Consider the following 24,505-nt stretch of genomic DNA (forward strand, 5'->3'; position numbering starts at 1 on the left):
GAGCGGCATATAATAGCATATCTAGTATATGCCTAAAAGCTTAGGCGCAACACTTTACTACATCTTTCATCCAATGAGAGAATAGAGCGTAGATGAAGCATACACAAAGAGACGACCCAATAACGATACTTATGGAAGAGCATAGGGTAATAGAAAGGGCCATACGCCTACTTCAGAAAGTAGCCGAAAGGATCGATGCTGGTAGAGATGTTGAGGCTACTGTGCTTGCTGACTTGGTAGATTTTGTCCGCAACTTTGCCGACCGATGCCACCACGGTAAAGAAGAGAAGATACTCTTTCAAACATTCGCTGAAAAAGGCATACCAGTTGAAGGAGGCCCTATTGGCGTTATGCTTTTCGAGCACGAGGAGGGTAGGAGAGCTGCTAGAGCGATGGCTGAGGCAGCGTCAAAGATTAAAGACGGAGATCGGTCGAAGCGGAAGGACTTCTCTGAGAACGCAAAGAGCTACGCGCAGCTACTAACCCAACATATCTACAAAGAGGATAACATACTGTACCCTATGGGAGGGAGACTACTCTCTGAAGACGAGAAAGAAGGGCTACTAAGAAGATTTGAGGTGGTTGAGAAGGAAGAGATGGGCGAAGGCGTACACGAAAAATACATCAACCTAATAAAGGAACTCGAGCGCAGACTCAGCCAATAGGTTTCTGACAGCTACCTTTAATTTCCTATTTTGAATAGCCTCTAATATGCCCAAGATCAGAACACCAGCGCTCATAATAAACTTCAAGAACTATTTGGAGGCTGCTGGAGAAGGGGCGCTTAGACTAGCAAAGGTGGCTGAAGAAGTTGCATCGGAGACTGGGGCATCTATAGTTGTCTGCCCGCCTCTGCCTAACCTCTCTCAAGTCTGCGCCTCGGTTAAGATCCCTGTGTTCGCTCAACATACCGATCCAGATAAAGCGGGTAGCACCACAGGCGCCATCGTAGCGGAAGTGATCAAAGCAGCAGGAGCCAAGGGCTCGATCTTGAACCACAGCGAGAAGAGGCTAGACGCAAACAAGATTGCATCTACGATAAAGAGGCTAAGCGAAGTTGGATTAGCCACTATACTCTGCGCTAGAGAGCCGTCTGAAGTCTCTCTTTATGCAGAGTTTTCACCAGATTACATCGCTATAGAGCCGCCGGAGCTCATAGGGTCTGGCGTGGCTGTTTCGAGGGCTAAACCCGAGGTGATAACGGAGTCTGTCAAAGCAGCAGCAAAGAATCCATATGTCGAGATCATATGTGGCGCCGGTATAGTTGATGGCAAAGACGTCGAAGCAGCTCTGAGGCTTGGGGTATGCGGCGTGCTGGTAGCAAGCGGCATAGTCAAAGCGCCTGATTGGAGAAGCAAGATCCTAGAGATGTGTAAAGCGATGACCGAATAGATGTTAAAAGACGTAGATCATCGACTATTATGCTAAGTGTTGTTACGAGAAGTTCCGGTGCAGCCTTATTTCAAACCGAACTTTAGCCGTTCTTAAAGTTTTGGCATGAGTGGGATTTGCAGGTAGAGCAGGGCTAAGGCTATGAAGAAGGTGAGGAGGGAGATAGGTAAGCCTAGGAGAATCCATCCGACCATTGAAAACGTACCATACCCCCTTCTCTCTACAAAGCCAGCTGCGACGATGTTCGCAGTAGATCCTATGACCGTCGCGTTGCCGAAGTAGGTTCCAGCTACCAGCATAGCCCACCAAATTGGGTAGCTCTGTATTCCAGTTGCGGCTATCGATTGGACTATTGGGATCAAAGTCGCTACTGCTAACACGTTGTCCATAAATGCTGTAAGGATACCTGTTACTCCGCTTATTAGGAGTATAGCGTAGAGGAGGTTGCTCCCAACAACTTGAAGGAGTCCGTCCGCTATCAAATCAGTCACACCAGTATATTTTAAAGTACCTACACTGGAGAATAGAAGTATGAAGTAGAGAAGGGTCCACCAATCCACTCTTCTCTCTACTAGATCACGAGCTTTTTGGCGATGTAGGAAGAGAGAGATGCCTGCTCCGATCAAGGGAATGGCGAGCAACAGGAGGTTTTTAGGCAAGTGAAGCATCTCCTCTACGTTATGGTGCAGGATTAAGCCAGCGAGCACACCAACGAACACTAGTAACGGAGCGATAAGCTTCCTTGTGAACTTCACCTCTCTTTCTCCGTTGTTAGAATGGTTTAAAGCCATCACCTTTGATAACCCACCGATTTTGCTAAGAAAGGGTAGCCCAACCAGCGTTATTACAGCAGCATTTAGTAGGCCAATCAAGAAGACCCACCTAATAAAGTCCACAAAGGTGAGTCCAGCTCTAAAAGCTATCATCACTCCGATGGGGTTCCCCACAGGAAGCATGCTACTGCCCACGTTAGTAGTAAACACCAGAAACAGGATGAAGGGTAGCATCTTGCTCCTTTCAACTCTATAAGCGTCGAGAACCCTTAGCATGATCGCCATCATAAAGAGAATGGAGGTGACTTCATCCACTAAAGCAGCCATAACTGCACCAAACATCAAGATTATGCCTACTAAGGCTACTGGCCTACGATAGAAGGGCTTCGTCAAGGCACCTACAAGCCATTCAAAGAAGCCTTTCTCCTCAAGATACCCTATGACGGTCATCATCCCAACTAAGAAGAGAATAAGGTCTAACTGAGCAAACTCTATCAGATGTGGTATATCTAGCACCTGAAATATCAAAAGGAGCGCCACACCGGCCAATGCAAAGGCGTTGCGAAAAGGCCAATAAAATAGCGAGCCAGCAATAAAGCTGACGAATATCGTTAAAGAAATTATTTGCTTGAAACCAAGCCCAAGAATAGTGCACAATAACAAAACACATATGACTATCGCAAGATACCCAATTACGCCAGCAAATCTCTTCAACATATTCTCACGACACACCATCATCCAAAGCTAGAGAGCACTTAGGCTGGGGATCATTTGCTGGAAAGTTGGTTGTACTGTTTACAGAAGTAGCGTATTTCAACACTTCTTCCTCATTTTCGATTTTATGTTTTCTAAAACTTTCTCCGGCATCCACATTTATGTCAATTCTCATTCAGCTCACGCCCAATTATTTCTTCTTAGGATTTGAACCTTGCCTCTTGTTTCCTTCTTAACTCCTCCGCTTCTACAAGGGTGATGAATCCGAACTTTATAAGGGCTCTCTTCGGAAATGCTTGAAACACCTTCCACACCTCAGCATAAGCTACCGTTCCCAAGATGACGTAGCCTCCTCGACAACTTCCACCAGAGTGTGGCTGGGATCATCTTTATGGCAACGGTCTTGGGTACTCTTATGTTCTGGAGGTTCAGACTCGCGATAGCATTCGCAGGAATAGGCGCCCTCCTCGCTACCCAAACAATAGACATAGAGCACGCGATCACTTTTATGAGCGTTGATGTCATAACATTTCTAGCTTCAATGATGATACTCGTCGAAATAGCAAAGCAGGGTGGATTCTTTAAGTGGTTCCTCCACAGGCTCCTTGCTGCCGCGAGGTACGATCCGGTGAAGGTCATGATCGGTTTACTTGCGATATCGACCCTCATGGCTGCTATGGTTGACGAGGTGACCTCAATCATATTCATCACGGCGATAGTCTTCGAGTACTGCCGGCGCTTTAAACTTGATCCAGTACCGTTCGTCATATCCACAGTCCTAGCGACAAACATAGGGTCCTCGGCGACGATGCTCGGGAACCCTATAGGGATCCTGATAGGCTGAGGGCGGGCCTCACGTTCGAGGACTTCCTCCTCTACGCTACACCGGTGGCAGCCCTCTCGCTTGTCGTCATAATAGCCCTCTGCACATTCTGGTACAGAAAAATGCTCAAGGAAGCGGAGGCAAAAGTGATGGTGACGGGCGACATGGATCTTGAATCTGGTGATTTGAATATGAGAGAAGCTGAGCGGGGCGCTTCTCCTAGCCACTGTATTTATGATCGCTATTCATTACAGGATCGAACTCCTCCTAAACGTTGAAAAGTCAACATTCCTCCTTGTCGCTGCCTATGCTGGCGCTGCGGTTGGGCTTATCTGGAGGAGGAGAGAGGCGCGCTTGATAGTGGATAGGGGGGTGGACTGGTGGACACTAGTGTTCTCCATGTTTCTATTCGCCAAGGCTGGGGCTCTTAAATACACCGGATTGACGGATACGCTTGCCTCTGGAATAGCGTCGATCGCCTCATCCCAGCACCAGATACAATCTTTCAGCCTCTGGTTCAGCGGGTTCGCTTCCTCGGTTCTCGACAACGTCGTCCTCGTCGCAGCCATAATCCCTGTAGTTCAGAGCCTCGGTGCCTTGGGCTTCACCACAGCACCCCTTTGGTGGGCACTCCACTTCGGGGGAACATATGGAGGTAACATCACCGTGATAGGTAGCACAGCCAACATCGTCGCACTCGGTATGTTGGAGAAAGAGTTCGGTTACTACATGAAGTTCTTCAAGTGGCTTCCAATAGGGCTGCTAGGAGGTGTTCTGCCGATGCTTGTTGCACAGGCGTGGCTAATGGGCGTCTTCCATTGAAGTAAGAGAATGAAAAGAAAAATAGAGGGTTTGGGTTAGTCGTGTGAGTGTTTGGCAGGTGGATTTAGAAGAGGGACGGGAAGTCTGTAGTAAAGGAAGAATTTGAAACAAGCATACTATTGCCCGAAACTTTAGAAAGATTAGGGGTAAGAAAGGACTTATTGCTTCAAAATCACGTCTAAAGAAGTGCTTCCTAATCTTTAGAAGAGCGTAGAGGACTGTTAGGGAAGAGCGTAAGAACAAACTTTAACTTTCTTTGAATGCTAAGAGATATTGCAGAAAATTTTTTAAACGGGTTTAGCGTGACGATTGGTGAATTGGAAGCCGCACCTAACCCTTTCCAATCAGCGCTGAAGCAGTTGGATATAGCTGCAGACCTCTTAAAGATGGATCCTGACATATATCAGATGCTCAAAGAGCCGAAGAGAGTGGTTACGGTTGCTGTGCCTGTGCGTATGGATAGCGGGGAAATAGCAACATATGTTGGCTACAGGGTTCAGCATAATGATGCGAGAGGTCCCTATAAGGGCGGCATAAGATATCATCCTGAAGTCTCGTTGGATGAGGTTAAGGCATTAGCGTTCTGGATGACTTGGAAGTGTGGTGTAGTGGATATACCGTTTGGCGGCGCGAAAGGTGGTGTTGTCTGCAACCCGAAGGAGATGTCACGTGGAGAAAAAGAAAGGTTGACTAGAAGATACACAAGCATGATAGCACCTATTATGGGACCCTACATAGACATCCCAGCACCAGACGTCTACACCGACGCTCAGACAATGGCTTGGATCATGGATACCTACAGCCAGCTCGCAGGTCGCCCTGAACCTGCGTGCGTCACCGGTAAACCTGTTGGTTTAGGCGGCTCAGAGGGTAGGGCAGAGGCAACCGGATTGGGTGCAGCCATATGTGCGCGTGAGGCTGCCAAGATCTTGGGTCTTGAGCTTAGAGATGTTACGGTTGCGATTCAAGGGTTCGGTAACGTAGGTTCTCACGCAGCCTTTGCCTTAGCTGAGATGGGTTGTAAAATAGTTGCGTTGAGCGATTCACGTGGCGGTATATTTTCACGAAAGGGGATAAATCCGCTCGCAGCCTTAAGATATAAGGAGAAGACAGGCAGCGTAGTTGGCTTATCAGGTTGTGAAGAAATAACTAATGAAGAGATCTTAGAGCTTGAATGTGACATTCTGCTACCAGCTGCCTTGGAGAACGTTATCACATCCTCTAATGCGAGCAGAATCAAGGCGCGGATCGTGGTTGAGGGCGCTAATGGACCAACAACGCCTGAAGCAGATAGAATATTGTTTGATAATAAGGTCTTTGTGGTCCCGGATATACTGGCAAACGCTGGTGGCGTAACTGTGAGCTACTATGAGTGGGTTCAGAACCTTAATAGGGATCACTGGTCGCTTGCTGAGGTTAAGAGGAAGTTGGAGGAGAAGATGATATCAGCCTTCAAAACCGTCTACGAAACATCGCTCAAGCATAACATCGACATGAGGGCAGCCGCACTGATGGTCGGTGTAGGAAGGGTAGCTGAAGCCATAAAGATGCGGGGGATCTGGCCTTAAAAGATATATGAGCGTTAGTTAAAGGGTTAGGTGTAGAAGGGTAGTTAAGGATTGCCTCACGAGGGCCCTAACAAAGAAGGTAAATGCTGGCCCAGATGCATATCCTTTAAGTGCGGTAAAAGAGCGATGCTGATACGTGGGCAAACGATCTGGTGCAGCTGGTTGAACGATCTCTGTGCTGGCCCATCCTGCTCCTATGCTCTCTGTATAAGGAGTAAGCTTCTGCCGGATAACAGATGCGGGTTGGTTGTAAGGAGGATCACGACCGACGTTGTGAAGCCCGAGGACTTCACCTTGAACATAAAGCTCAGGGGTAAGCTCGCTAAGAAGCTCGATGGCGACATAGTGTAGAGGTGGCTAACTCATCAGCATCTCAACCGCGAATGCTACGATCCTAGCTGAGAGTATAAGTGATGAGATCGCCTCTGGTATGGCGACGCCCTTCCACGGGAGAAGCCAGATTAACGCAGCAGCAACAGCCCCAATCAGCGTCAGCAAACCAGACAGCTTAGATGATTTGAGAAGAAGATATGAGCCAAAAGCCAATAGGGATAGCACGATTAGGACGAAGAATGCGACTGAGACGTAGAAGTGTATCTTACCGTAGTTCTCTGGGAACAGACCTATAAGTGAAAGGAATATTGCCGAAGCGAACAGTAGAATGCAGCCTACTCTTGCGACTGAGCCAGCGGCGTGGATCATTAAGCCTACTGAGAAGACGAGAAGGAGGACCCCTCCTGAAATCAACGTAGCATTAAAGATTAGTGCTGAAACCCCCTTTACACCCAAGTCGCTTAGAGCGTTATCGAACCAGCTGAAGCCTGGGTAGTAAGATATCGCAAGCAAGATGAGTGGGTAAACCGCGACTACACCTACTATACCGCATACCGCCGCTGCCTTAACAAACCCTTCTTTACTCATCAAAAACATAGGAGTTGCACTTCCCCATAAGCTGAGCTATCTTAGGCTCTACGCGGAGATGGGGTCTGCTAGGCTCTACCTATCTTTCGACAGCGGCAACCTCCAATGGTTCGGGAAGATAGAGAAGAATAGGAGCATCACAAGAACGCTGACGGATAAAGAGTACTTTGCTCATAGGCTCAAGCATCCCATTAGAAAGGTGTTGGCAGAGGATAAGGATGAGATTCTCATTGAAAGGAAGGATGGTGTTGAGGAAAGGTGGCTTAAGACTAGGTGGCTTCTTAGGGAAGTAAGGATAAAAAGGACGGCTTTAAGAGGTAGGTAGAAGGATATGAAGCAAACCGCCAATGTAACAACAGAGCTGTTAGATAAGATAGCTCTCTACGCGAAGATGGTCGATAAGGCTCTTAGTGAAGAGCTGCAGAACTACTTGGGCTCTGACTTCTACGAGCCTTTGAAATACGCCTTAGAAGGTGGGAAGCGCATACGACCAATAATACTTCTTCTATCAAACAAGGCTGCTGGTGGTTATGAGGCTGACGCTCTTAAGGAGGCCGTAGCAATAGAGCTCTTACACACCGAATCGATCATACACGACGATATAATAGATGATGAGACCATAAGGAGGGGTAAGCCAGTCTTCTATGTGGTGTACGGTTTTAACACATCCCTACTTACAGCAGACTTTGTCTTCGGGATAATCTTGAGCATCGCATCTAAGTCAAAGAAGAACGTAGCCGAAGACTTGGCTTCAGCAGCCCTCCAGATGTGCGAAGGCGAGATCTTGGAGATGAAGGTTGAAGCCGATGATAGCGAAGTACCGCTCGAAAAGTATCTTCTAATCGTAAGTAAGAAGACGGCAAGCCTATTCGAAGCAGCAGCTAAGATCGGCGCCAAACTCGCTTCAGCTGACGAGAAGGTGGTGGAGGCGCTTTCTAAATACGGGTTCAACATAGGTATAGCATACCAGATTCAAGATGACATTCTTGATTGGAACAACGGGTCTAAGATAGCTAGAAGGGTTAAGGTGGGGGATGGCGATGCGAGGAAGACGCTTGCTGAGATCGCTGCTAAATACGCAAACGAAGCGAAGATGAATCTAAAGGATCTACCCGACTGTGAAGCAAAGCAGATATTATATGATATAGCAGACTTCGCCGTGAATCGCCTAAGCTGATCTTCAACCCAAGGCTAGAACAGCAGCTTTAGCGAGATCATATATCAGAGAAGGATAGACACCTACAACTATTATTATGGCTGTAGCCGCTAAGAGCACACCAGATATTACACGCGGCTCCTCGATCTTACCTTGCTCCATAGAGCCGACCGGCTCATCAATATACATCCGCTTGATGACCCAAGCGTAATAGCCGAGTGAGAGGGCGCTGTTCAAGACACCCGCTAAGGCAAGCCAAGCCATATCGCCTTGAATGGCTGCTGTGAAGAGCACGAGCTTGCTCCAGAAACCGTTGAGAGGAGGAATCCCCGCTAAAGCGAGCAGGGAGACCGCTAAGGAGAATGAGGTTATGGGCATCCTCCTCCAAAGCGAAGCAAAGGAATCAAGGCTAACTCTACCGGTGAGTCGGTCTACGGCAGCAGCAGCCAAGAAGGCAGAGGACTGCATAATCGCGTGGTTAAAGGCGTGGAATAGAACGCCTATTAGAGCTAGGGTCTTAGCCGGCTCTGTAGCTACGGCGAACCCTATGAGGATGTAGCCTGCTTGTGCTATGCTGGAGTATGCGAGCATTCTGGTGAGTGAGCGCTGTGTTAGAGCCGCTACGTTACCTAGAGTCATGGTTGCAAGGGCTAGTATAGCGAAAGCGGTCGTCCAGTTGGTGCTGAGGAACGGGAGGGCTACCACAAACACCCTTATCGCGACGACGAAGCCAGCCTTCTTTGTGCCAGCTGAAAGGAAGGTGCTTATTGTGGTTGGTGCACCCTCATAAGCATCTGGTATCCACATGTGGAAGGGCACTACCGACATCTTTAACCCGAATCCTGCTATAAAGAGCGCTAGGGCTAGTAGGGTTAGTGGGTCTAGGTGGGTTGCTGAGGCTTGTAGAGCTTGAAGCACAGCGGTTAGGTTTGTGGTGCCAGTCAATCCATAGGTTAGTGAGATAGCATAAAGCAGGATGCCTGAGGAGAAGGCTCCAAGCAAGAAGTATTTTACTGAGGCTTCGTTCGAGAAGGGGTTATCCTTTCTAAGTCCGGCAAGCACATATGTGGGTATGCTCATCAGCTCCCAAGCGACTATTATCATAAGTAGGTCTGCGGCGAAGGATAGTAGAACCATGCCTAGCGTTGAAAATAGTAGGAGAGAAAAGTACACAGCCAAGTTGCGGTCACCCCACATGTAGTTTCTAGACGAGAGCATAACGAGTAGAGAAACGATCTGGACCGTGAGGGCGAAGAAGTATGATAAGGGATCTTCGTGGAACAGATTTGTGTAGCTGGGTCTAGAATTAGAGGCCAGGTAGATCGAGAAGTTGAACAAGGTGAAGAGTAGAGAGGCTGCGATAACCGCTAACGAAGCGTAGAAAGCTAGGTTCTGCCTTACAGCAGCCCGCCTAGAGAGTGTTAGTGAAGCTACAAGTAAACTGCCTACTGTGAAGATAGCAGCATAATCCACTATCACTATATTTGCGCTCATCTACCACCACCTGCAGCCTGATAGAGCGAGAGGGAAAGCGGGTCTACAATTCCAAGCAGAAGTGAGGGGAAGATCAGTAGGAGAAAGAGGGGGGCTAGGTATAGTAGGAGCCCGACCATAGCCCTATTATGCAGATCGTGGTAGTGTGTGTGCTCTGGTAACGGACTTAGAACTGTTCTCTTTATCATCCATAAGAAATACGCCACTGTCAGTATGGGGATTAGGACCGTTAGGGCATACCATCTGTTGACAGAGATAGCGCCTAAGATAACCATCCACTCGCTGAGGAAACTGCTGTACATCGGCACGCTCATACCAGCTAGGGAGCCTAAGATGAGGACGAGCGCGGTCTTCGGCATACCAACCCTCAGACCCTTCAGCTCATCGATGTTCCTCGTGCCAGCCTGCTCGTGGATATAGCCTGAAAGCATAAAGAGGATCCCTATCGCTGCTGCGTGGTTAAACATCTGGAATATTGCTCCAGAGATGCCGTAGACAGCAGCTTGAGTGGTTGATGCTGAAATGCCGGCGAAGCTGCCTAGCAGAACAAAGCCCATGTGGTTTATGCTGGTTAGGGCGATCATCCTCTTCAAATCCCTCTGAACCATCGCTACAAGTGCGCCGTAGAACATTGTGAGGATGCCGAAGGCTATGAAGATCCAAGCGTATTGCCTAGATGCATCTGCTAGCAGACCCAAGTTGACTCTTACGAAGCCGTATCCACCCATCTTTAGGAGAAGACCAGCTAGGAAGACGCTTATTGGCGCTGGTGCCTCTACGTGTGCGTCTGGGAGCCAAGTGTGTAGGGGTACGACTGGCAGCTTGACACCGAAGCCTGCGAAGGTTGCTGCTGAGGCTAGGAGTTGAACCCAGAACGGTATCTTACCTACAAGCTCTGGTATGTTGAAGGTGTTTGGTGTTGTGAAGAGGTAGATTAGTATGAAGCCTAGTAGCATAACCACGCTCCCTACATATGTGAAGATTAGGAACTTCATTGCAGCATATTTACGCCTAGGTCCGCCCCAGACGCCTATGAAGAAGAACATTGGGATCAAGACGATCTCCCAGAAGACATAGAAGAGTATGAGGTTGAGTGAGCAGAAGACGCCTATTATGCTTCCCTCGAAGAGTAGGATGAGGAAGTAGTAGATGGGCTTCTTCTCGGTTATAAGGTCCCAAGAGCCGAGCACCACGAGAACCGAGAGTATGGATGAGATCAGTATTAGCGATGCGCTTAAGCCGTCTACACCAAGATAGTAATCTACACCGAAGCCGCTCAACCAGCTGTAAGGCCCCTCTATGAAGCTGAAGGAAGCACCCTCTTTTGAGGTGAGTAGAGAGCCGTACATGTAGATGGAGAGAGCGAAGACAACTATAGTTATCACTAGTGAAGCAAGCTCACAGAAGCGCTCCCTTACTCTGCCAAGCAGATAAACTACTATCGAGCCTACGATGGGTATGAAGATCAACAAACTAAGTATAGGCACATCCAACACCTATCACCTCAACAGCAGAGAGGGGTTCAGAACCAATATGATCAACACAACCACCACGCCTATTGCGAAGACGAGCAGATAGTTCTGCGTCACACCTGTTTGGATGCGTCTGCAGACTCTTGAGAAGAGCGCGCTAACGTAGGCTAAGCCGTTTATGAAGCCGTCTACGATGTATTTGTCGAACCAGTTTCCGGCTTTAGATGAAACTATGGAGGCTAGGGCTGTAGCATCGCTCCACCTATCTATTACGCCAAGCTCCAAGCCTCGCCACACTATTCGAGCAAACCTAGCCAAACCGTCTACGAAGATAGCGTAGTAGAGTGTGTTGATATACCATCTATTCTCTAGGAAGATGTAGAGCGCTCTAAGTAGGCTGCTTGAGTTCACAATCTTAGCTGGGTCGGCACGCCTCGCTATGTAGATATAGTAGCCTATGGGTAAACCGATCGCTAAAGCTGCTATAGATCCTCCTAGCGCCACTGGGTTGATTTCAAACCCTTTATGCGCAGCCTCAAACCCGAATTCGTGTAGGTAGTGCTCTAGTGATTCGTGCAGAGAGGTTTCTACAAACGGTCCTGCTACACCTATTGCTAGGGATGCTACTGCTAATATTGTGTAGGGTATCCACATGACTTTGGGCGCTTCGCCTAGGTGGTGCTCAGCTTCGCTATGCGAATCATGCTTATGCTCGAGCTCCTTAAGATACTGGCTCTTTTCGCCGAAGAAGGCTAAGCCGATCATCCTAAAGGTGTAGAACACTGTCAACATAGCGGTTACAACAGCCAAAGCGAAGAGAATAGGGGCGTATGGTGTAGAAGCCTCCCAAACCGCAGCCAAAACAGCATCCTTGCTCCAGAAGCCGCTCAGAGGCGGTATACCAGCTAGGGAGGCTGAGGCTAGAAGCATAGAAATGAAGGTGATCGGCATAACACTCCTCAAACCACCCATATCAGAGAGATACTTGCTTCCGCAAGCGTGGATGAGTGCACCAGCAGCCATAAAGAGCGAAGCCTTAAAGACGGCGTGGCTCATTAGGTGGAAGAAAGCTGCTGTGAAGCCCCCAGCGAAAGCCGTGCCCTCGCTGACCAAGCCGGCAGCGCCTAAAGCGAGCATCATGTAACCTATCTGTGAAACCGTTGAGTAGGCTAAGACCTTCTTTATCTCCCTACCCACAACGGCTTGGGTAGCGGCTAAGAAGGCTGTAAAGGCACCTATCCAAGCGACCACCTCAAAGAAGAGAGGCGCTGCGTTTACGGCTTGGAAAGCATTATAGAAGATTGGGCCTACTCTTGCTACCAGAAAGACACCAGCCTTCACCATCGTTGCTGCGTGTATGAGGGCTGAGACGGAAGTGGGTCCAGCCATGGCATCTGGGAGCCACTCTTGAAGCGGGAACTGTGCCGACTTACCTACCGCTCCTCCGAAGATCAGTATGGTTACTGGTATGAGTAACCCGGCTGAGGCTAGGCTGCTCGCCCAATCTGTGTGTTCAGCGAGTTGTGTGAAGCTGAAGGTGTGTGAGTAGGTGTAGAGTATGAGTAGCCCGATGAGGAAGGCTGAGTCACCAACCCTAGTCGTTATGAACGCTTTCATGCCTGCGTGGCTCGGCGAGTAGGCTTGCTCACGCCCCCAAGCCCTTCTTCCCCCTTCTTCAACAGGTGTCCCAACCCAATACTTCTTCTCGTCACTATGCCAGAAGCCGATGAGCGCGTAAGAGCATAGCCCAACACCCTCCCAGCCGAAGAAGAGTTGGAGTAGGTTGTCTGAGAGGACTATGAGCTGCATGTTGCCTATGAAGAAGTTCATGAAGAACCAGTATCTGGTTAGATTCGGTTCGCCCTTCATGTAGCCTAGGCTGTAGACCATGATGAGGAAACTGATCCAAGCGACCACGTTAGCCATCGCTATGCTGAGCGGGTCTGCTAAGACACCAGCCTTCAGACCTATCGAAGGTATCCAGTCGAATGTGCTGTGTATGACTTCTTTTGAGGGGATCATTAGGGCTGCTGAAACCGCTGGAGCTAGGGAGAAGAGTACGGCAAGGTAATCTCTAACCCTATCCCCTATCCTAGCGAATATAGGTGTGAGTATCGCACCCACTATCGGCAGAACCCACACGAGCCAAGGCAGAGCTTCATTCAACTCAACTCACCCTCCTAGCAGAATCTTAACAGCGGGGAAGAGGCGCTCAGTAAACAGCGTCGGGTAAATCCCAATAAGCAGCCCAACAACAGCTAAGAAGAGCAGAGGCACGGTAATCGTTGGGGGCGCCTCCCTTACCTCATGTAGATTCTCGGGCAGTCTGCCGAAGAAGATCCTCTTCATCGTCCACAGTGAGTAGCCGGCTGTTAAAGGTGTGGCGAAGAGCGCTATGCCGCTTATGATCAGTTTCGCCAAGTCTCCTCGCTCTATCGCGCCTGCAAATGAGCCGTAGAAGATCATCCACTCAGACTGGAAGCCGTTGGTTGGTGGGATGCCCATTATGGTTAGGAAGCCTAGTAGGGCTGCTGTAGCAGTTATAGGCAGTCTTCGAGCCAAGCCGCCCATCTTACTTATGCTTCTTAACCCGTGTGCTTGGAGGATTATGCATCCCGCTGTCATGAAGAGGATAGCTTTGCCTGTGCCGTGGCTGACATACTGCAGCACAGAGCCAGAGACTCCTATGTAGTAGGCTGAGGCGACGCCGAAGATTATGTAGCCCATCTGGCTTACACTTGAATATGCTAGGAGCCTCTTCACATCATCCTGCATAAGCGCCATCAAACCTCCGTAGATGATTGTAACAAGACCCCAGATGCTTATGGCGAAGAAGATGTATTCGTATGCTGAAGGTAGGAGGTAGAGTAGGATTCTCAGATAGGCGTAGCCTCCTATACCGATCATCGCTGGTGAAAGCAAGGCGCTTATGGGTGTGGGTGCTTCAGCGTGCGCATAGGGGAGCCAGATGTGCAGACCGAATGAGGCAAGCTTAACAAAGAGCCCAACCGTTATGAGGATGGCTATCGCTTGTATGTATCCGAAGGGGATCGATAGGGTATCGATATTCTTCACCAACTCTCCGCTAGGTAGAAGGGTGACCATATCGAAGGTCAGGGCCCTACCACTATACCAAGACGAGAGGAAAGCTGTGGTCAGGATCCCGGCTAAGAGAAGTAGGGCGCCTACGTGAGTCCAGAGGAAGTACATTAGAGAGATCTTGGCTCTGTCTCCGTAGCCGAACTCCGCTATCAGAAGGTATGATGGAATCAGCATAATTTCGAAGAATATGTAGAATTGGATGAGGTTCGTAGCAAGAACCGTACCGAGCATACCAGCAGCGTAGACTAGGTAGAGCAGATGGTAGATTCCGTGCTTTGAGTTTGCGGCTTGCTGATCTTTAACCTCTTCTTCGATTCGATGCTTCATATAAGGTATGGAGTAGACCGCTAGGACTGTTGATAGTAGGTAGATGGTTATCGCAAAGGGTAGGCTTAGCCCATCTAATCTGAGCCCAAATACCCCGAAAGGCTGCCAAAAGTAGAGTTCAAAGTAGTCTGGGCTGAGAGAAGCTGAGTAGATGAGGAGGAGGGTAGAGTAGGCTAAGATTGCGAATGAGAACCAACCAACCCTACTACCTATCCTCCTCCCAACCAGATAGACGATCGGTGAAAGCACAATAGGTAAGAAGACAGCTTGGAGAAGAGGATTTATCATAGACTCCTACCCCCTCAACCCCTTAATTTCCGACACATCAACATCCTTCCTCAACCTAAAGACCGCTAAGATTATCGCCAACCCGACAGCAGCTTCAGCTGCAGCCAAAGCTATGGAGAACATAGCCAACGATTGCCCAGTGACCGTGGTGGGGTGAAGGTAGCGTGTAAAGGCTACGAAGTTTAGGTTGGCCGCGTTTATTAGAATCTCGACCGCGAAGAGCATCCTCAACGCATTCTTCTTAGTAACCAGACCATAGACGCCTATAGCAAAGAGCGCAGCGGAGACGAACAAGTAGTTCACAAGCGGCTCCAACTCAATCCCTCTCCAGCTTAGCCAAGACCACAGCACCGATCACAGCAGAGGCTAAGACGAGAGCTAAGGTGATGAAGGCGAACCAATATTCTGATAGGATCTGCGAACCTATGAGCGTAAAGGGTGCTTGCTCAACAGATGAGGTGACGTGTGTTATCGTCGATGCGTAGACCAAGTAGCCCAAGCCCAGGGCGACTATGATGGCAACTAACACACCGAGCACACTATGCACACCCTCCTTAGCCTTAAGCCACTGCTCTCTCCGCACAAGCATAACTGTAAAGAGAATAAGTACAGCGATCGCCCCAACATATACTGTAAGCTGAAACATCGCTAAGAAGACCGCGTCAAGAAGCGCGAAGAAGCCTGCAATCCCAACAAAAGAGAGGGATAGCGCTATGGCGCCGTAAACGACCTCCTTGGCCTCTAAAGCTAGTATGGCTGATATTACGGTTATTATGGCAAGCAGAGCGAAGGCGACATCAATCAACCCTTTATCACCTTCTATGGTTTGAATCCTCCTAAGACGACGGCTGCTGCTATAACCAGATTTATGAGGGCGAGTATGAAGTATCTCGCCCAACTCTGCTTCAGCAGTAGATCTATTCTTAGCCTCGGGAAGACACCTCTGGGTATGAGTAGGAAGGTTGTGACGATGAATGCTTTAAATATGAACCAGAAGTCTGGTGGTAGAGGCTGAGGACCTAACCAACCACCTAAGAAGAGTAGGGTAAAGAGAGCTGAGAGTACATAGAGTTTTATGTAGACCGCTATACCCAATATCAACCCGAAGTTCATACCACCATATTCGGTCAACCAACCTGAAACCAGCTCAGGCTCGGCTTCAGGTAGATCAAAAGGTATCCGCTCGAGCTCAGCCAAAGAGCAGATGTAGAAGGTCAAAGCGGAGATCGGGGCTAGCAGAATGAACCAGAGGCTCGACTGCTTCTCCACGATATCGAGTAGGTTCAGCGAGCCGGTGAGTACTACAGGTGTAAGTACAGAGAGTATGAGGGGAATCTCATACGCAACCATCTGGTGCAACGCTCTTAGCCCTCCGAGCATTGGATACCTGCTGTTAGAGGACCAAGCAGCCATCAAAGCAGTTAGAGGAAAGAAAGCGAGCACAGCGAAGATAACTAAAACACCGACATCAGACCGGGCGATCACCCACCTTTCAGTAACGGGTATAACAGCAACAGCAGCTGTAGCGATCGTCACAGTTAGTATTGGTGCGAGGATAAAGAAGAATCGGTCAACCACCTTAGGGATAACCAGCTCTTTAGAGAGAAGCTTCATCACATCTGCGATAGGCTGAAGAATACCCTCGAACTTACCCGCATACAAGGGGCCTACCCGTAGCTGCATCTTAGCCAAGAGCTTCCTCTCCCATAAACCAGCTATAGCAGCATAGAGCGCTACAAACGTAAACCCAGGGAAGACCACTATTCTAAAAAAGTCTGTATCCATAAGCGCGAATGTGAAGGCTAATGCTTCCTGAGGGTTGATCAGCATAGAGGGCGTAATAGGTAAGCTTGGACCAATCAAGTAGTACGCTGCTGAAATCAGAATTAATCCTAAGACCAGGATGACTAATACCAAAACCACTATTCTAATTAAGAATCCTATGAGGGTTCTGATCATGGGCATAAAACCACCTCTAGAGTAAAGAGGGGATGAGGGAAACTGGTTTGTTCACCATAGCTCACGCCTCGCTGCATGATAAAGCGTAAAGGCTAATGGGATCAGCAAAATGCCGATAAACAGGATTACAGCTAAGAGCCCACCTAGCCCAGCGTTAGATATGGAGGTACCCCAGGCGAAGAGAAACATAGACATCACGTCGAAGGCAACGAACATAAGTAGGTAAGCGTAGTACTGCATCATTAATGAGAGCTTACCTGCGCCGCTTGGTATCTGACCGCATTCGTACTGCGTTTCTTTTGGCTTATTGGGTTTCTTAGGTGCGATTATTAATGGTATGATAAGCATAGGCACAGAAGCTGCAACCGCAAAACCAGCGGTGTATAAAATTAATAGTAGATCCGAGCCCATGCCCCTCAAATCCTCCTACTAAAACCATATTTAAGGCTTGACATTCACACTATGTAGAAAGGGTTTTATCCAAGCGAGGTAGAGGTAGGCATGATGCCAATACACCTCTCTAAGAAGGGTGATGTGCTCGAAGTCAGCCTCGTAAACGAAGATGTAGCGTTAGCCGACATAATACACCACGAGCTTCTAAAGGATGACAAGGTGATATTTGCTGGGGTCGCTCCTACTCATCCTCTATTGGCTGAAACCAAGCTAATTATTCAAAGTAAAGAAGATCCTACTAAGACCTTGTTGGCAAGCGCAGAAAGAGCCGCTGCGACGATAAAAGAGATGCTGGACAAAACTGAATCTAGTCTGAAGAAGGGAGGTGTGTGAAGATGAAGTTCTGCCCTAAGTGTGGAACGAAGCTAAGGTATAGGCAGGTGAAGACCGAGGGGAAGAGCGAACCCGCTTTAGCGTGTGATAAATGTGGCTACTGGGAGCCTATAGCGAAGAGTACCACAAAACCAGTGCTAAAGGAGGCAGAAGGTGAAGGGGTGATTAAGGTCGTTGGGGATGAGGAGAGGGAGATCAAGACGATGCCCACCACAACGATAGAGTGTCCCAGATGCCACAATAATGAAGCGTACTGGTGGTTTCTGCAAACGAGAGGTAGAGATGAGCCTACCACACAGTTTTACCGATGCACGAAGTGTGAATATACTTGGAGGCTCTACGCTTAGAGCTGCAGATCTCCGAACCGCTTTATATAAGGTATCAGCCCACCTACTTCTAAAATCTTCTTCATAGTATCGGGCAAAGGTGGGAAGCGAATCTCCAAACCTTTTGTGTGGTTAACCACTACTCCTGCTGAAAGGTCTAGTGACAGGGTGTCCCCATCCTCTATCAGAGAAGTGTCACAGATCACAGCAGGCAGACCTATGTTAATGGCGTTTCTGTAGAAGATTCTAGCGAAAGATTTAGCCAGCACTGCCTCTACACCCACAAGCTTTATTATAGTGGGGGCGTGCTCTCGGCTCGAGCCTGATCCGAAGTTGACACCAGCAACCACGAAGTCACCCTTCTTCACATTTAAGGGGAACTCTGGCCTAGCATCCTCAAGCACGTGCTTAGCCAACTCCTCTAAATTGGAGCGGAGATGGAAGTATCTACCAGGCGCTATATGATCTGTGGTTATATTATCCCCAAACTTCCACGCCCTACCAGCCAACTACACCACATCCCTAGGGTCTGCAATCCTACCTTTTAAGGCGGTCGCGGCGGCGGTGGCTGGAGAACCAAGATAGGTGTATGCAGCTGGGTTACCCGTTCTACCCAAGAAGTTGCGATTGGTCGTTGTGAAAATAACTTCGCCGTCAGCAGGGATTCCTCCTAATGCGCCGAAGCATAAGCCGCAGCCCGGTGGTGTTATTAAAGCGCCTGCCTCGATCAGCGTACTTAACGTGCCATCAGCCATCGCTTTGATGTAGATCTCTTTTGAGGCTGGTGTAACTATCAACCTTGTTTCTGGGTGGATCTGCTTACCCTTAAGCACCGACGCCGCCACATGAAGATCTTCAAGCCTTGCGTTGGTACAGCTGCCTATGAAGACCAGGTCCACCTTGACCCCCTTAACCTCGCTTACTGGCTTGACATTATCTACAGAATGTGGGCACGCAACCTGCGGTTCAAGCGCTGCAGCATCAATCTTGATGACACGCTCGTAGGATGCGTTGTCGTCGCTTCTGATCTCTCTGAACTCCTCAACCCTACCCCGTTCAGCTAAGTACTTCTTGGTAACATCGTCAGAGGGTGTGAAGCCTACTTTAGCACCAGCCTCAACCACCATGTTGCATAAGACCAACCGCTCAGAAATCGGCAGTGAATCTATAGTATCGCCTACGAACTCAAGCGCCTTATAGGTGGCACCATCTGCGCCGAGCAATCCTATGAGGTGAAGTATGATATCCTTCGCGTACACGCCTTTTTGCAGAGAACCATTAACCTCGACTCTGAAAGTTTCAGGTACGCGGAGCCACGTCTTGCCGAGTGCTGCGGCCACAGCTACGTCTGTAGCACCCATGCCTGTTGCGAACGCTGCTAGTGCACCTGCTGTAACCGTATGTGAATCTGTGCCTACTATGATCTGACCGGGTGAAGCGTAGTATTCAGCCATGAGTTGGTGGCATATCCCTGAGCCTGCTTCGTGAAATCTGCAACCCGCTTCAGCAGCAAACCTCCGCAAGGCGCTCTGCTCATTCGAGATCTCTTTCCTAGGGCTTGGAACAACGTGATCGATGAAGATTATTGTGCGCAGGGGGTTATGGAGCTTTGATACACCGAGCTCCTTGAGCTGCTTCAATAATAGTGGTCCGCTTGCGTCGTGTGTAAACACATAATCTACTTTGACGACTGCCACTTCACCCGCAGACACGCTGCGAGCAGCATGCTCGCTCAAAATCTTTTCAGCGATTGTCTTACCCAACCCGCTACCCCAACCTGTTAGCCATTATATAAATTGCTTCGTTGCTTACTATAATCTTTTCTGAGTAAGCGCTGCTTGGGTTAAACTTACGTAGTGGCTGAAAACGGCTTAGAGACAATCACTTATATAACAGGGCATTACGCATCCAGACCGATGCTTGAGGTTACTTCTCAACTTACCCTCCTCGGATGGACATTTGTAGCCGGCTTCCTAGGTGCTCTTATGGGAATAGGAGGTGGAATAATTATCGTACCAGCTCTAACAATAATATTCGGAGTTCCGATAAAGGAGGCTATCGCGATAAGTATCGTTACGGTCGTAGCTACAAGCATATCAGGAGGCTCTTCATATGTTGAGCAGAGAATCACTAATATCCGCCTAGCCATCTTCTTAGAGACCTCAACAACAATAGGTGCGTTCATCGGCGCTCTACTCGTCTTGATCGTCTCAGGGAACTACTTGTATGTGGTATTTGCGTTACTAGCCTTCTATCTCGCCCTTTCTCAGATACTCTCAGTTAAGAGGGAGGTCAAGAGGACCGAAAGCAACGACTTTATGAATATAAGCCAGGACAGGGTCTCAAAGTACTTTAATCTTAGAGGAGATTACTTCGATATGTCTATCAATCATAAGGTAGAATACCTTGTCAAAAACTCTATCATAGGTTGGATAGTGTCATTCCTCGCAGGCTTAGGCTCTGGTTTGCTTGGTGTAGGAGGGGGCATATTCAAAGTTTCTGTAATGAACATATTCATGAATGTGCCGCTTAAGGCTGCTGTTGCTACAAGCAAGTTTATGATAGGGGTAACAGCAGCGACAAGCGCCATATTATATTTTGTAGCGGGACTTCTAAACTTAGAGTATATAGCGCCAGCAGCATTAGGCACTATGTTAGGTGCGAGCGTTGGGACCGCTTTGATGAATAGGATCAGGGTTAAGTGGCTGAAAGTCTTCTTTTTCCTTCTCATGTGCTACATTGGCTACAACATGCTCGGCAAGGGTCTGCTTCTCACGCTTGGCTTGAGGCTGCCACTTATCTGAGGTGAGCGGAGTTGGATATAAATAAGCCGATCTATCTTGTGCTGATAACTGGGGTTATAATCAGCAGCCTACTATTCGCCTCAGCTTTGGCGCTACACATCGCTCTGCCAAATATGACAGAAGTGGTTTATACGTTAGCGCTGATGGGTGCTGCTGTACTTATACTCACACCCTACCTAAGGGTTGCTGTGGCTCTAGGTGCATTCCTCTTTAACAGAGAATATAAGTTTGCGATCTTATCGCTTGTAGTGTTGCTTATGATGGTCATAAGCTTCATATCTGGCTTCGTCTTCCATATAGCGCCTTGATGAGAAAATGTTATTTAGATTAGGAGGAAGAGTGTTTACCATCGAGTGTGTTTGGTGGTGGAAAGGGTGGAGGAGCAGATGTTTAAACCTAGAGTCGAGGAGAAGCGTTGGGATCATAGGCTAGAAGAGGAGGTCGCAGCGACGTGGGTTGCTGAAGGTGTTTACACGTTCAACCCAGATACGGATAAGGAGATCTTCGTTATCGACACTCCTCCGCCCTACCCTTCTGGTAGACCTTGGCACATAGGCGCAGCTTCTCACTACGCTCAGATCGACATGATAGCTAGAACAGCCCGCATGATGGGTTACGAAACATACTTTCCCATCGGTATCGATCGCAACGGCTTGCCTGTAGAGATCTATACCGAGAGGAAGTATGGGGTTAAGATGCACGACTTGCCTAGAGAGAAGTTCATAGAGCTCTGTAGGCACGCGCTCGACGAGTTAGAAGCTGAGATGATTGATGTTATGAAGAGCATGGGGCTAAGCGGAGACTTTGCACACTACTATAGGACAGACTCCATAGAATACAGAAAGTTGACCCAAGAAACCTTCATAGAGCTATGGAATCGGGGGCTGATCTATGCGGCTACGAGACCAAACAATTACTGTATAGACTGCAAGACCACTATAGCCGATGCTGAGGTTGTTTATGAAGAGAGGCCAACGAAGCTCGTCTACACAAAGTTTAAGGTAAAGGAAACTGGTGAAGATCTGATCATCGCCACCACCCGCCCAGAGCTCCTCTGCTCCTGTGGGCTGGTGGTTGTCCATCCTTTAGATGAAAGGTATAAGAAGCTGCCGGGGAAGCACGCCGTAGTACCGATTTTTGATCACGAGGTCGAGATAAGGCCTCATCCATCGGTTAAGCCTGAGTTCGGCACAGGAGTCGTTATGGTCTGCAGCTATGGTGACTACACGGATGTGCTCATCTTCAGAGAACTCGGGTTAAAGGAGATCATAGCGATTGACGAAAGTGGAAGAATGACCAGCAACGCTGGGCCCTACGCCGGGCTCACTGTAAGTGAAGCTAGGTCGAAGATAATAGAGGACCTTTCTTCAAGAGGGCTTCTGGTGAAGGAGGAGATTATTATGCATAGAACTCCTGTGTGTGAGCGAAGCAAGACACCAATCGAAATAATACCCATGATGGAGTTCTATCTTAAGCAGCTCGACTTCGTACCCGAGCTTAGGAAGATAGCCCAGCAGCTGATCTTCCACCCAGAGGAGCATAGGCAGCTCTACTTGAACTGGATCGACTCGCTTAACATAGACTGGCCTATCTCGAGGAGGAGGGTTTATGCAACTGAGATCCCTGTATGGTATTGTAAGAAATGCGGCGAGCCTCATGTGCCTGAAGGTGGGCAATACTATCGACCGTGGTGTGATGAAAGCCCTTTTGCAAGGTGCAGACGCTGCGGCAGCACAGAGTTCGTAGGTGATACCAGAACATTTGACACTTGGATGGACTCCAGCATTTCACCGCTCTTCATATCGGGCTACAGGCGTAACGAGGAGCTATTCAAGAAGGCGTATCCTGTGACAATTAGACCCCAGGGTAAGGATATCGTTCGGACTTGGCTTCACTATACTGTGCTCAGATGCTATCAGTTGACCGGTAAAGCGCCCTTCAAGCACGCTTGGATAATGGGGTATGGTGTGGATGAGAAGGGTGAGAGGATGAGTAAAAGTAAGGGGAATGTTTTAGACCCCATCCCTATTTTGAAGAAGTATGGTGCTGATGCGTTTAGGCTGTGGTCTGCTTCAGAAGCAAGTCTAGGTTCTGACTTCAGATGCTCAGAAGCTAAGATAGCATCTATGCAGAAGTATATGACTAAGCTCTGGAACCTTCTGAGATTCATCTCGAGCTTCCCGGTGGTGGAAGGTGCTGAACCAACATCTACAGATAGGTGGATCTTAGCCGAGCTCTCGAATCTCATAGACGACTGCCTGAAGGGGTATAGAGATTTTAACTTCTTCATACCGGCTAATAGGCTGCGGGTCTTCGTCTGGAACCTCTTCGCATCACATTACGTTGAGATGGTTAAGCCTAGAGCCTATAGGGCTGATGACCCTTTGGGGCAGAGGGCTGCTTGGTCGACTCTACATACATGCATAAAGAGCATCCTCCTCCTACACGCACCTATCACACCACACATCACAGACTACTTTTGGCGTAGGCTCTATGGGAAAGAGAGTATCCATAAGCAGAGGTTTCCCGAACCGATCTGGGACAGATCGTTAGCCTCAAAGACTAGTGAGATAGTTGAGTTTAATTCGAAGGTCTGGAACCTCAAGAAGAGTCTGGGTAAGTCGCTGAAAGACCCGATTAAGGTGGATATACCATCTTCGCTCTCGATCTTTGCGCAAGACCTCATAGCGATGCATAACATCATTCAGTAGAGATGGCTGCTAAAAAATATGTGTTAACATTAGCTTATGGCACACTCTCTGAAGCTGAAGTAGAAACCTATCTCATCAGCCTTAACCTAAATTATAGGGTAGTTGGTAGAGTTGGTAGATGCCTCATATTGGAAGCGGAGGAAATAAGCCCCCAGATTTGGAGCGGGTTGGCTGGTGTGCATAAAGTTGCTGAAATCTTAGCCGAAGTCGATGGAGCTGAGGGGCTGGATTTAGATATCCTAGCTGATTCGGCATCAGATAAGATGAAGTGGGCTGTTAGCACATACTCAGATAGCAAAGATTCGGCAGAAGAGTTTGCAGAAACGCTCCAGCAGAGTCTAAAAGAGGCGTTTAAGGCGTGGGGAGTTAGGAAGACTAAGATGCTCAGAGGAGAATTGTATAGGCTCGGCTCGAGTTGGGAGTATGAAGTTTCATCCCAGCGGCTGCGAGAGGAGAAGGTTATTGAGGATGGTTTCGAGGTTTTAGCGGTGAAGTATAGAAACTGGTTGATAGGCAGAACCATCGCGGTTGTCGACCACCTCGGCTATAGGCGGAGAGACTTAGAGCGCCCTTTCCAAGACCCTAAGATAACTATGCCACCTAAGTTAGCGAGGATCTTGGTTAACTTGATTGGGTGCAAGAGAGGCGAGACCCTACTCGACCCCTTCTGCGGACTGGGCACCATACTAGGAGAGGCGGTTATGTGTGGTGTAAATGTTATCGGTGTGGATGCTGATGCTACTAGGGTTGGGAATGCGCGTAGAAACCTAGGGTGGATAATAGAACAGTATGGGATTGAAGATGTGAAGGTTGAGATACATGTTGGATACGCTGAGCGGCTACACAAAATACTCAGAGGAAGGGTTGTGGATGGTGTGGCTACCGAACCCATACTATTACCCCCTCTAAAACAACCTCCACCAGATCAAGAAGCTGAAAGGATGCTGGAGAAGGCGAGCAAAACCTACTGCAACAGCTTACCATCAATAAGCAAGCACCTTAAACGGGAAGGTAGGGCAGCAATAGTAATACCCTGCGTCAAAACAAGAACAAGCCGCGTACTCTCC

The 24,505-nt window shown here is 48.6% G+C and carries 28 protein-coding genes; 14 read left to right on the forward strand and 14 right to left on the reverse strand.

Translation table 11 applies throughout. From position 1 onward, the window contains the following. Positions 1 to 92: 92 nt before the first annotated feature. Positions 93 to 665, forward strand: coding sequence for a hemerythrin (locus HA494_08410; protein ID NHV97784.1), 573 nt, complete (start codon positions 93 to 95; stop codon positions 663 to 665). A 46-nt stretch (positions 666 to 711) separates the two neighbouring features. Further along, positions 712 to 1,392 carry a triose-phosphate isomerase gene (gene tpiA / locus HA494_08415; GenBank protein ID NHV97785.1) on the forward strand — a complete coding sequence of 227 codons (681 nt, stop codon included), beginning with the start codon at positions 712 to 714 and terminating at the stop codon, positions 1,390 to 1,392. A 92-nt stretch (positions 1,393 to 1,484) separates the two neighbouring features. On the opposite strand, the gene HA494_08420 is transcribed toward tpiA, so the two are convergent. The 3 genes from HA494_08420 to HA494_08430 form a co-directional block, all read right to left on the reverse strand. Further along, positions 1,485 to 2,693, reverse strand: a complete 1,209-nt coding sequence (locus tag HA494_08420; GenBank protein NHV97786.1) for a hypothetical protein — start codon at positions 2,691 to 2,693, stop codon at positions 1,485 to 1,487. A 193-nt stretch (positions 2,694 to 2,886) separates the two neighbouring features. Further along, positions 2,887 to 3,054, reverse strand: coding sequence for a hypothetical protein (locus tag HA494_08425; protein ID NHV97787.1), 168 nt, complete (start codon positions 3,052 to 3,054; stop codon positions 2,887 to 2,889). A 25-nt stretch (positions 3,055 to 3,079) separates the two neighbouring features. Further along, positions 3,080 to 3,217, reverse strand: coding sequence for a hypothetical protein (locus HA494_08430; GenBank protein ID NHV97788.1), 138 nt, complete (start codon positions 3,215 to 3,217; stop codon positions 3,080 to 3,082). Between the two features lie 53 nt (positions 3,218 to 3,270). Here HA494_08430 and HA494_08435 point away from each other — a divergent pair, with 53 nt between their 5' ends. From HA494_08435 to HA494_08450, 4 genes are all read left to right on the forward strand, one after another. Beyond that, positions 3,271 to 3,723, forward strand: a complete 453-nt coding sequence (locus HA494_08435; protein NHV97789.1) for a hypothetical protein — start codon at positions 3,271 to 3,273, stop codon at positions 3,721 to 3,723. Between the two features lie 213 nt (positions 3,724 to 3,936). After that, a complete protein-coding gene (locus HA494_08440) occupies positions 3,937 to 4,524 on the forward strand; it encodes a hypothetical protein (protein ID NHV97790.1) in 588 nt (195 codons plus the stop codon). A 317-nt stretch (positions 4,525 to 4,841) separates the two neighbouring features. Beyond that, positions 4,842 to 6,092 carry a Glu/Leu/Phe/Val dehydrogenase gene (locus tag HA494_08445; protein NHV97791.1) on the forward strand — a complete coding sequence of 417 codons (1,251 nt, stop codon included), beginning with the start codon at positions 4,842 to 4,844 and terminating at the stop codon, positions 6,090 to 6,092. Between the two features lie 51 nt (positions 6,093 to 6,143). Beyond that, positions 6,144 to 6,443: a hypothetical protein gene (locus HA494_08450; protein ID NHV97792.1), complete on the forward strand. Its 300-nt coding sequence runs from the start codon at positions 6,144 to 6,146 to the stop codon at positions 6,441 to 6,443. A gap of 6 nt (positions 6,444 to 6,449) precedes the next feature. Here the strand turns inward: HA494_08450 and HA494_08455 are convergent, their stop codons facing one another. Beyond that, positions 6,450 to 7,013, reverse strand: a complete 564-nt coding sequence (locus tag HA494_08455; GenBank protein NHV97793.1) for a DUF998 domain-containing protein — start codon at positions 7,011 to 7,013, stop codon at positions 6,450 to 6,452. A 58-nt stretch (positions 7,014 to 7,071) separates the two neighbouring features. Here HA494_08455 and HA494_08460 point away from each other — a divergent pair, with 58 nt between their 5' ends. Together HA494_08460 and HA494_08465 are read left to right on the forward strand one after the other, a co-directional pair. After that, positions 7,072 to 7,338 carry a hypothetical protein gene (locus HA494_08460; GenBank protein NHV97794.1) on the forward strand — a complete coding sequence of 89 codons (267 nt, stop codon included), beginning with the start codon at positions 7,072 to 7,074 and terminating at the stop codon, positions 7,336 to 7,338. 6 nt (positions 7,339 to 7,344) lie between these two features. Then, positions 7,345 to 8,190 carry a polyprenyl synthetase family protein gene (locus HA494_08465; GenBank protein NHV97795.1) on the forward strand — a complete coding sequence of 282 codons (846 nt, stop codon included), beginning with the start codon at positions 7,345 to 7,347 and terminating at the stop codon, positions 8,188 to 8,190. A 3-nt stretch (positions 8,191 to 8,193) separates the two neighbouring features. Here HA494_08465 and HA494_08470 read toward each other — a convergent pair whose 3' ends face one another. From HA494_08470 to HA494_08505, 8 genes are read right to left on the reverse strand one after another with little or no spacing between them, the layout of a single operon-like run. Beyond that, positions 8,194 to 9,663, reverse strand: coding sequence for an NADH-quinone oxidoreductase subunit N (locus tag HA494_08470; GenBank protein NHV97796.1), 1,470 nt, complete (start codon positions 9,661 to 9,663; stop codon positions 8,194 to 8,196). Beyond that, entirely contained in the window at positions 9,660 to 11,156 is a 1,497-nt protein-coding gene (locus tag HA494_08475; GenBank protein ID NHV97797.1) for an NADH-quinone oxidoreductase subunit M, read from the reverse strand. The genes HA494_08470 and HA494_08475 overlap by 4 nt, the downstream gene beginning before the upstream one ends. A gap of 6 nt (positions 11,157 to 11,162) precedes the next feature. Then, a complete protein-coding gene (locus tag HA494_08480; protein NHV97798.1) occupies positions 11,163 to 13,301 on the reverse strand; it encodes an NADH-quinone oxidoreductase subunit L in 2,139 nt (712 codons plus the stop codon). Between the two features lie 6 nt (positions 13,302 to 13,307). Further along, complete coding sequence (locus HA494_08485) at positions 13,308 to 14,852, reverse strand: NADH-quinone oxidoreductase subunit M (GenBank protein NHV97799.1); 1,545 nt, start codon at positions 14,850 to 14,852, stop codon at positions 13,308 to 13,310. A gap of 6 nt (positions 14,853 to 14,858) precedes the next feature. Beyond that, the gene (gene nuoK / locus HA494_08490; GenBank protein ID NHV97800.1) at positions 14,859 to 15,167 is read right to left on the reverse strand and encodes an NADH-quinone oxidoreductase subunit NuoK; all 309 of its coding nucleotides are present in this window, start codon (positions 15,165 to 15,167) and stop codon (positions 14,859 to 14,861) included. A gap of 1 nt (position 15,168) precedes the next feature. Next, positions 15,169 to 15,657, reverse strand: coding sequence for an NADH-quinone oxidoreductase subunit J (locus tag HA494_08495; GenBank protein NHV97801.1), 489 nt, complete (start codon positions 15,655 to 15,657; stop codon positions 15,169 to 15,171). Positions 15,658 to 15,671: 14 nt separating this feature from the next. Then, complete coding sequence (gene nuoH, locus HA494_08500) at positions 15,672 to 16,817, reverse strand: NADH-quinone oxidoreductase subunit NuoH (protein ID NHV97802.1); 1,146 nt, start codon at positions 16,815 to 16,817, stop codon at positions 15,672 to 15,674. A 45-nt stretch (positions 16,818 to 16,862) separates the two neighbouring features. Continuing rightward, a complete protein-coding gene (locus HA494_08505) occupies positions 16,863 to 17,231 on the reverse strand; it encodes an NADH-quinone oxidoreductase subunit A (GenBank protein NHV97803.1) in 369 nt (122 codons plus the stop codon). A gap of 84 nt (positions 17,232 to 17,315) precedes the next feature. On the opposite strand from HA494_08505, the gene HA494_08510 reads away from it, so the two are divergent. Together HA494_08510 and HA494_08515 are read left to right on the forward strand one after the other, a co-directional pair. Beyond that, the gene (locus tag HA494_08510; protein NHV97804.1) at positions 17,316 to 17,597 is read left to right on the forward strand and encodes a hypothetical protein; all 282 of its coding nucleotides are present in this window, start codon (positions 17,316 to 17,318) and stop codon (positions 17,595 to 17,597) included. Positions 17,598 to 17,599: 2 nt separating this feature from the next. Continuing rightward, the gene (locus HA494_08515) at positions 17,600 to 17,944 is read left to right on the forward strand and encodes a transcription factor S (GenBank protein NHV97805.1); all 345 of its coding nucleotides are present in this window, start codon (positions 17,600 to 17,602) and stop codon (positions 17,942 to 17,944) included. Here the strand turns inward: HA494_08515 and HA494_08520 are convergent. Further along, positions 17,941 to 18,432: a 3-isopropylmalate dehydratase small subunit gene (locus tag HA494_08520; protein ID NHV97806.1), complete on the reverse strand. Its 492-nt coding sequence runs from the start codon at positions 18,430 to 18,432 to the stop codon at positions 17,941 to 17,943. The two genes, HA494_08515 and HA494_08520, sit on opposite strands and share 4 nt — an antisense overlap. After that, complete coding sequence (locus HA494_08525) at positions 18,433 to 19,686, reverse strand: 3-isopropylmalate dehydratase large subunit (GenBank protein NHV97807.1); 1,254 nt, start codon at positions 19,684 to 19,686, stop codon at positions 18,433 to 18,435. 93 nt (positions 19,687 to 19,779) lie between these two features. Between HA494_08525 and HA494_08530 the strand changes: the two genes are divergently transcribed. The 4 genes from HA494_08530 to HA494_08545 form a co-directional block, all read left to right on the forward strand. Continuing rightward, positions 19,780 to 20,727 carry a sulfite exporter TauE/SafE family protein gene (locus tag HA494_08530; GenBank protein ID NHV97808.1) on the forward strand — a complete coding sequence of 316 codons (948 nt, stop codon included), beginning with the start codon at positions 19,780 to 19,782 and terminating at the stop codon, positions 20,725 to 20,727. Between the two features lie 11 nt (positions 20,728 to 20,738). After that, positions 20,739 to 21,035, forward strand: a complete 297-nt coding sequence (locus HA494_08535; GenBank protein ID NHV97809.1) for a DUF1634 domain-containing protein — start codon at positions 20,739 to 20,741, stop codon at positions 21,033 to 21,035. Between the two features lie 78 nt (positions 21,036 to 21,113). Beyond that, complete coding sequence (locus HA494_08540; GenBank protein NHV97810.1) at positions 21,114 to 23,438, forward strand: valine--tRNA ligase; 2,325 nt, start codon at positions 21,114 to 21,116, stop codon at positions 23,436 to 23,438. A gap of 2 nt (positions 23,439 to 23,440) precedes the next feature. After that, on the forward strand, positions 23,441 to 24,505 hold a 1,065-nt coding region (locus HA494_08545), incomplete at its 3' end, for a hypothetical protein (protein ID NHV97811.1).

It is taken from the genome of Nitrososphaerota archaeon, from assembly GCA_011605775.1.
In the GTDB taxonomy this organism is placed as follows: domain Archaea; phylum Thermoproteota; class Nitrososphaeria; order Nitrososphaerales; family JAAOZN01; genus JAAOZN01.

Excerpts from the sequence above, each read along its gene's own strand:
- HA494_08460 (NHV97794.1), top strand. The coding sequence starts at position 7,072 with ATGGGGTCTGCTAGGCTCTACCTATCTTTCGACAGCGGCAACCTCCAA.
- HA494_08485 (NHV97799.1), bottom strand. The coding sequence starts at position 14,852 with ATGATAAATCCTCTTCTCCAAGCTGTCTTCTTACCTATTGTGCTTTCA.
- HA494_08425 (NHV97787.1), bottom strand. The coding sequence starts at position 3,054 with ATGAGAATTGACATAAATGTGGATGCCGGAGAAAGTTTTAGAAAACAT.
- tpiA (NHV97785.1), top strand. The coding sequence starts at position 712 with ATGCCCAAGATCAGAACACCAGCGCTCATAATAAACTTCAAGAACTAT.
- HA494_08410 (NHV97784.1), top strand. The coding sequence starts at position 93 with ATGAAGCATACACAAAGAGACGACCCAATAACGATACTTATGGAAGAG.
- HA494_08540 (NHV97810.1), top strand. The coding sequence starts at position 21,114 with ATGTTTAAACCTAGAGTCGAGGAGAAGCGTTGGGATCATAGGCTAGAA.
- HA494_08470 (NHV97796.1), bottom strand. The coding sequence starts at position 9,663 with ATGAGCGCAAATATAGTGATAGTGGATTATGCTGCTATCTTCACAGTA.
- HA494_08465 (NHV97795.1), top strand. The coding sequence starts at position 7,345 with ATGAAGCAAACCGCCAATGTAACAACAGAGCTGTTAGATAAGATAGCT.
- nuoH (NHV97802.1), bottom strand. The coding sequence starts at position 16,817 with ATGCCCATGATCAGAACCCTCATAGGATTCTTAATTAGAATAGTGGTT.
- HA494_08435 (NHV97789.1), top strand. The coding sequence starts at position 3,271 with ATGGCAACGGTCTTGGGTACTCTTATGTTCTGGAGGTTCAGACTCGCG.
- HA494_08510 (NHV97804.1), top strand. The coding sequence starts at position 17,316 with ATGCCAATACACCTCTCTAAGAAGGGTGATGTGCTCGAAGTCAGCCTC.
- HA494_08440 (NHV97790.1), top strand. The coding sequence starts at position 3,937 with ATGATCGCTATTCATTACAGGATCGAACTCCTCCTAAACGTTGAAAAG.
- HA494_08515 (NHV97805.1), top strand. The coding sequence starts at position 17,600 with ATGAAGTTCTGCCCTAAGTGTGGAACGAAGCTAAGGTATAGGCAGGTG.
- HA494_08455 (NHV97793.1), bottom strand. The coding sequence starts at position 7,013 with ATGAGTAAAGAAGGGTTTGTTAAGGCAGCGGCGGTATGCGGTATAGTA.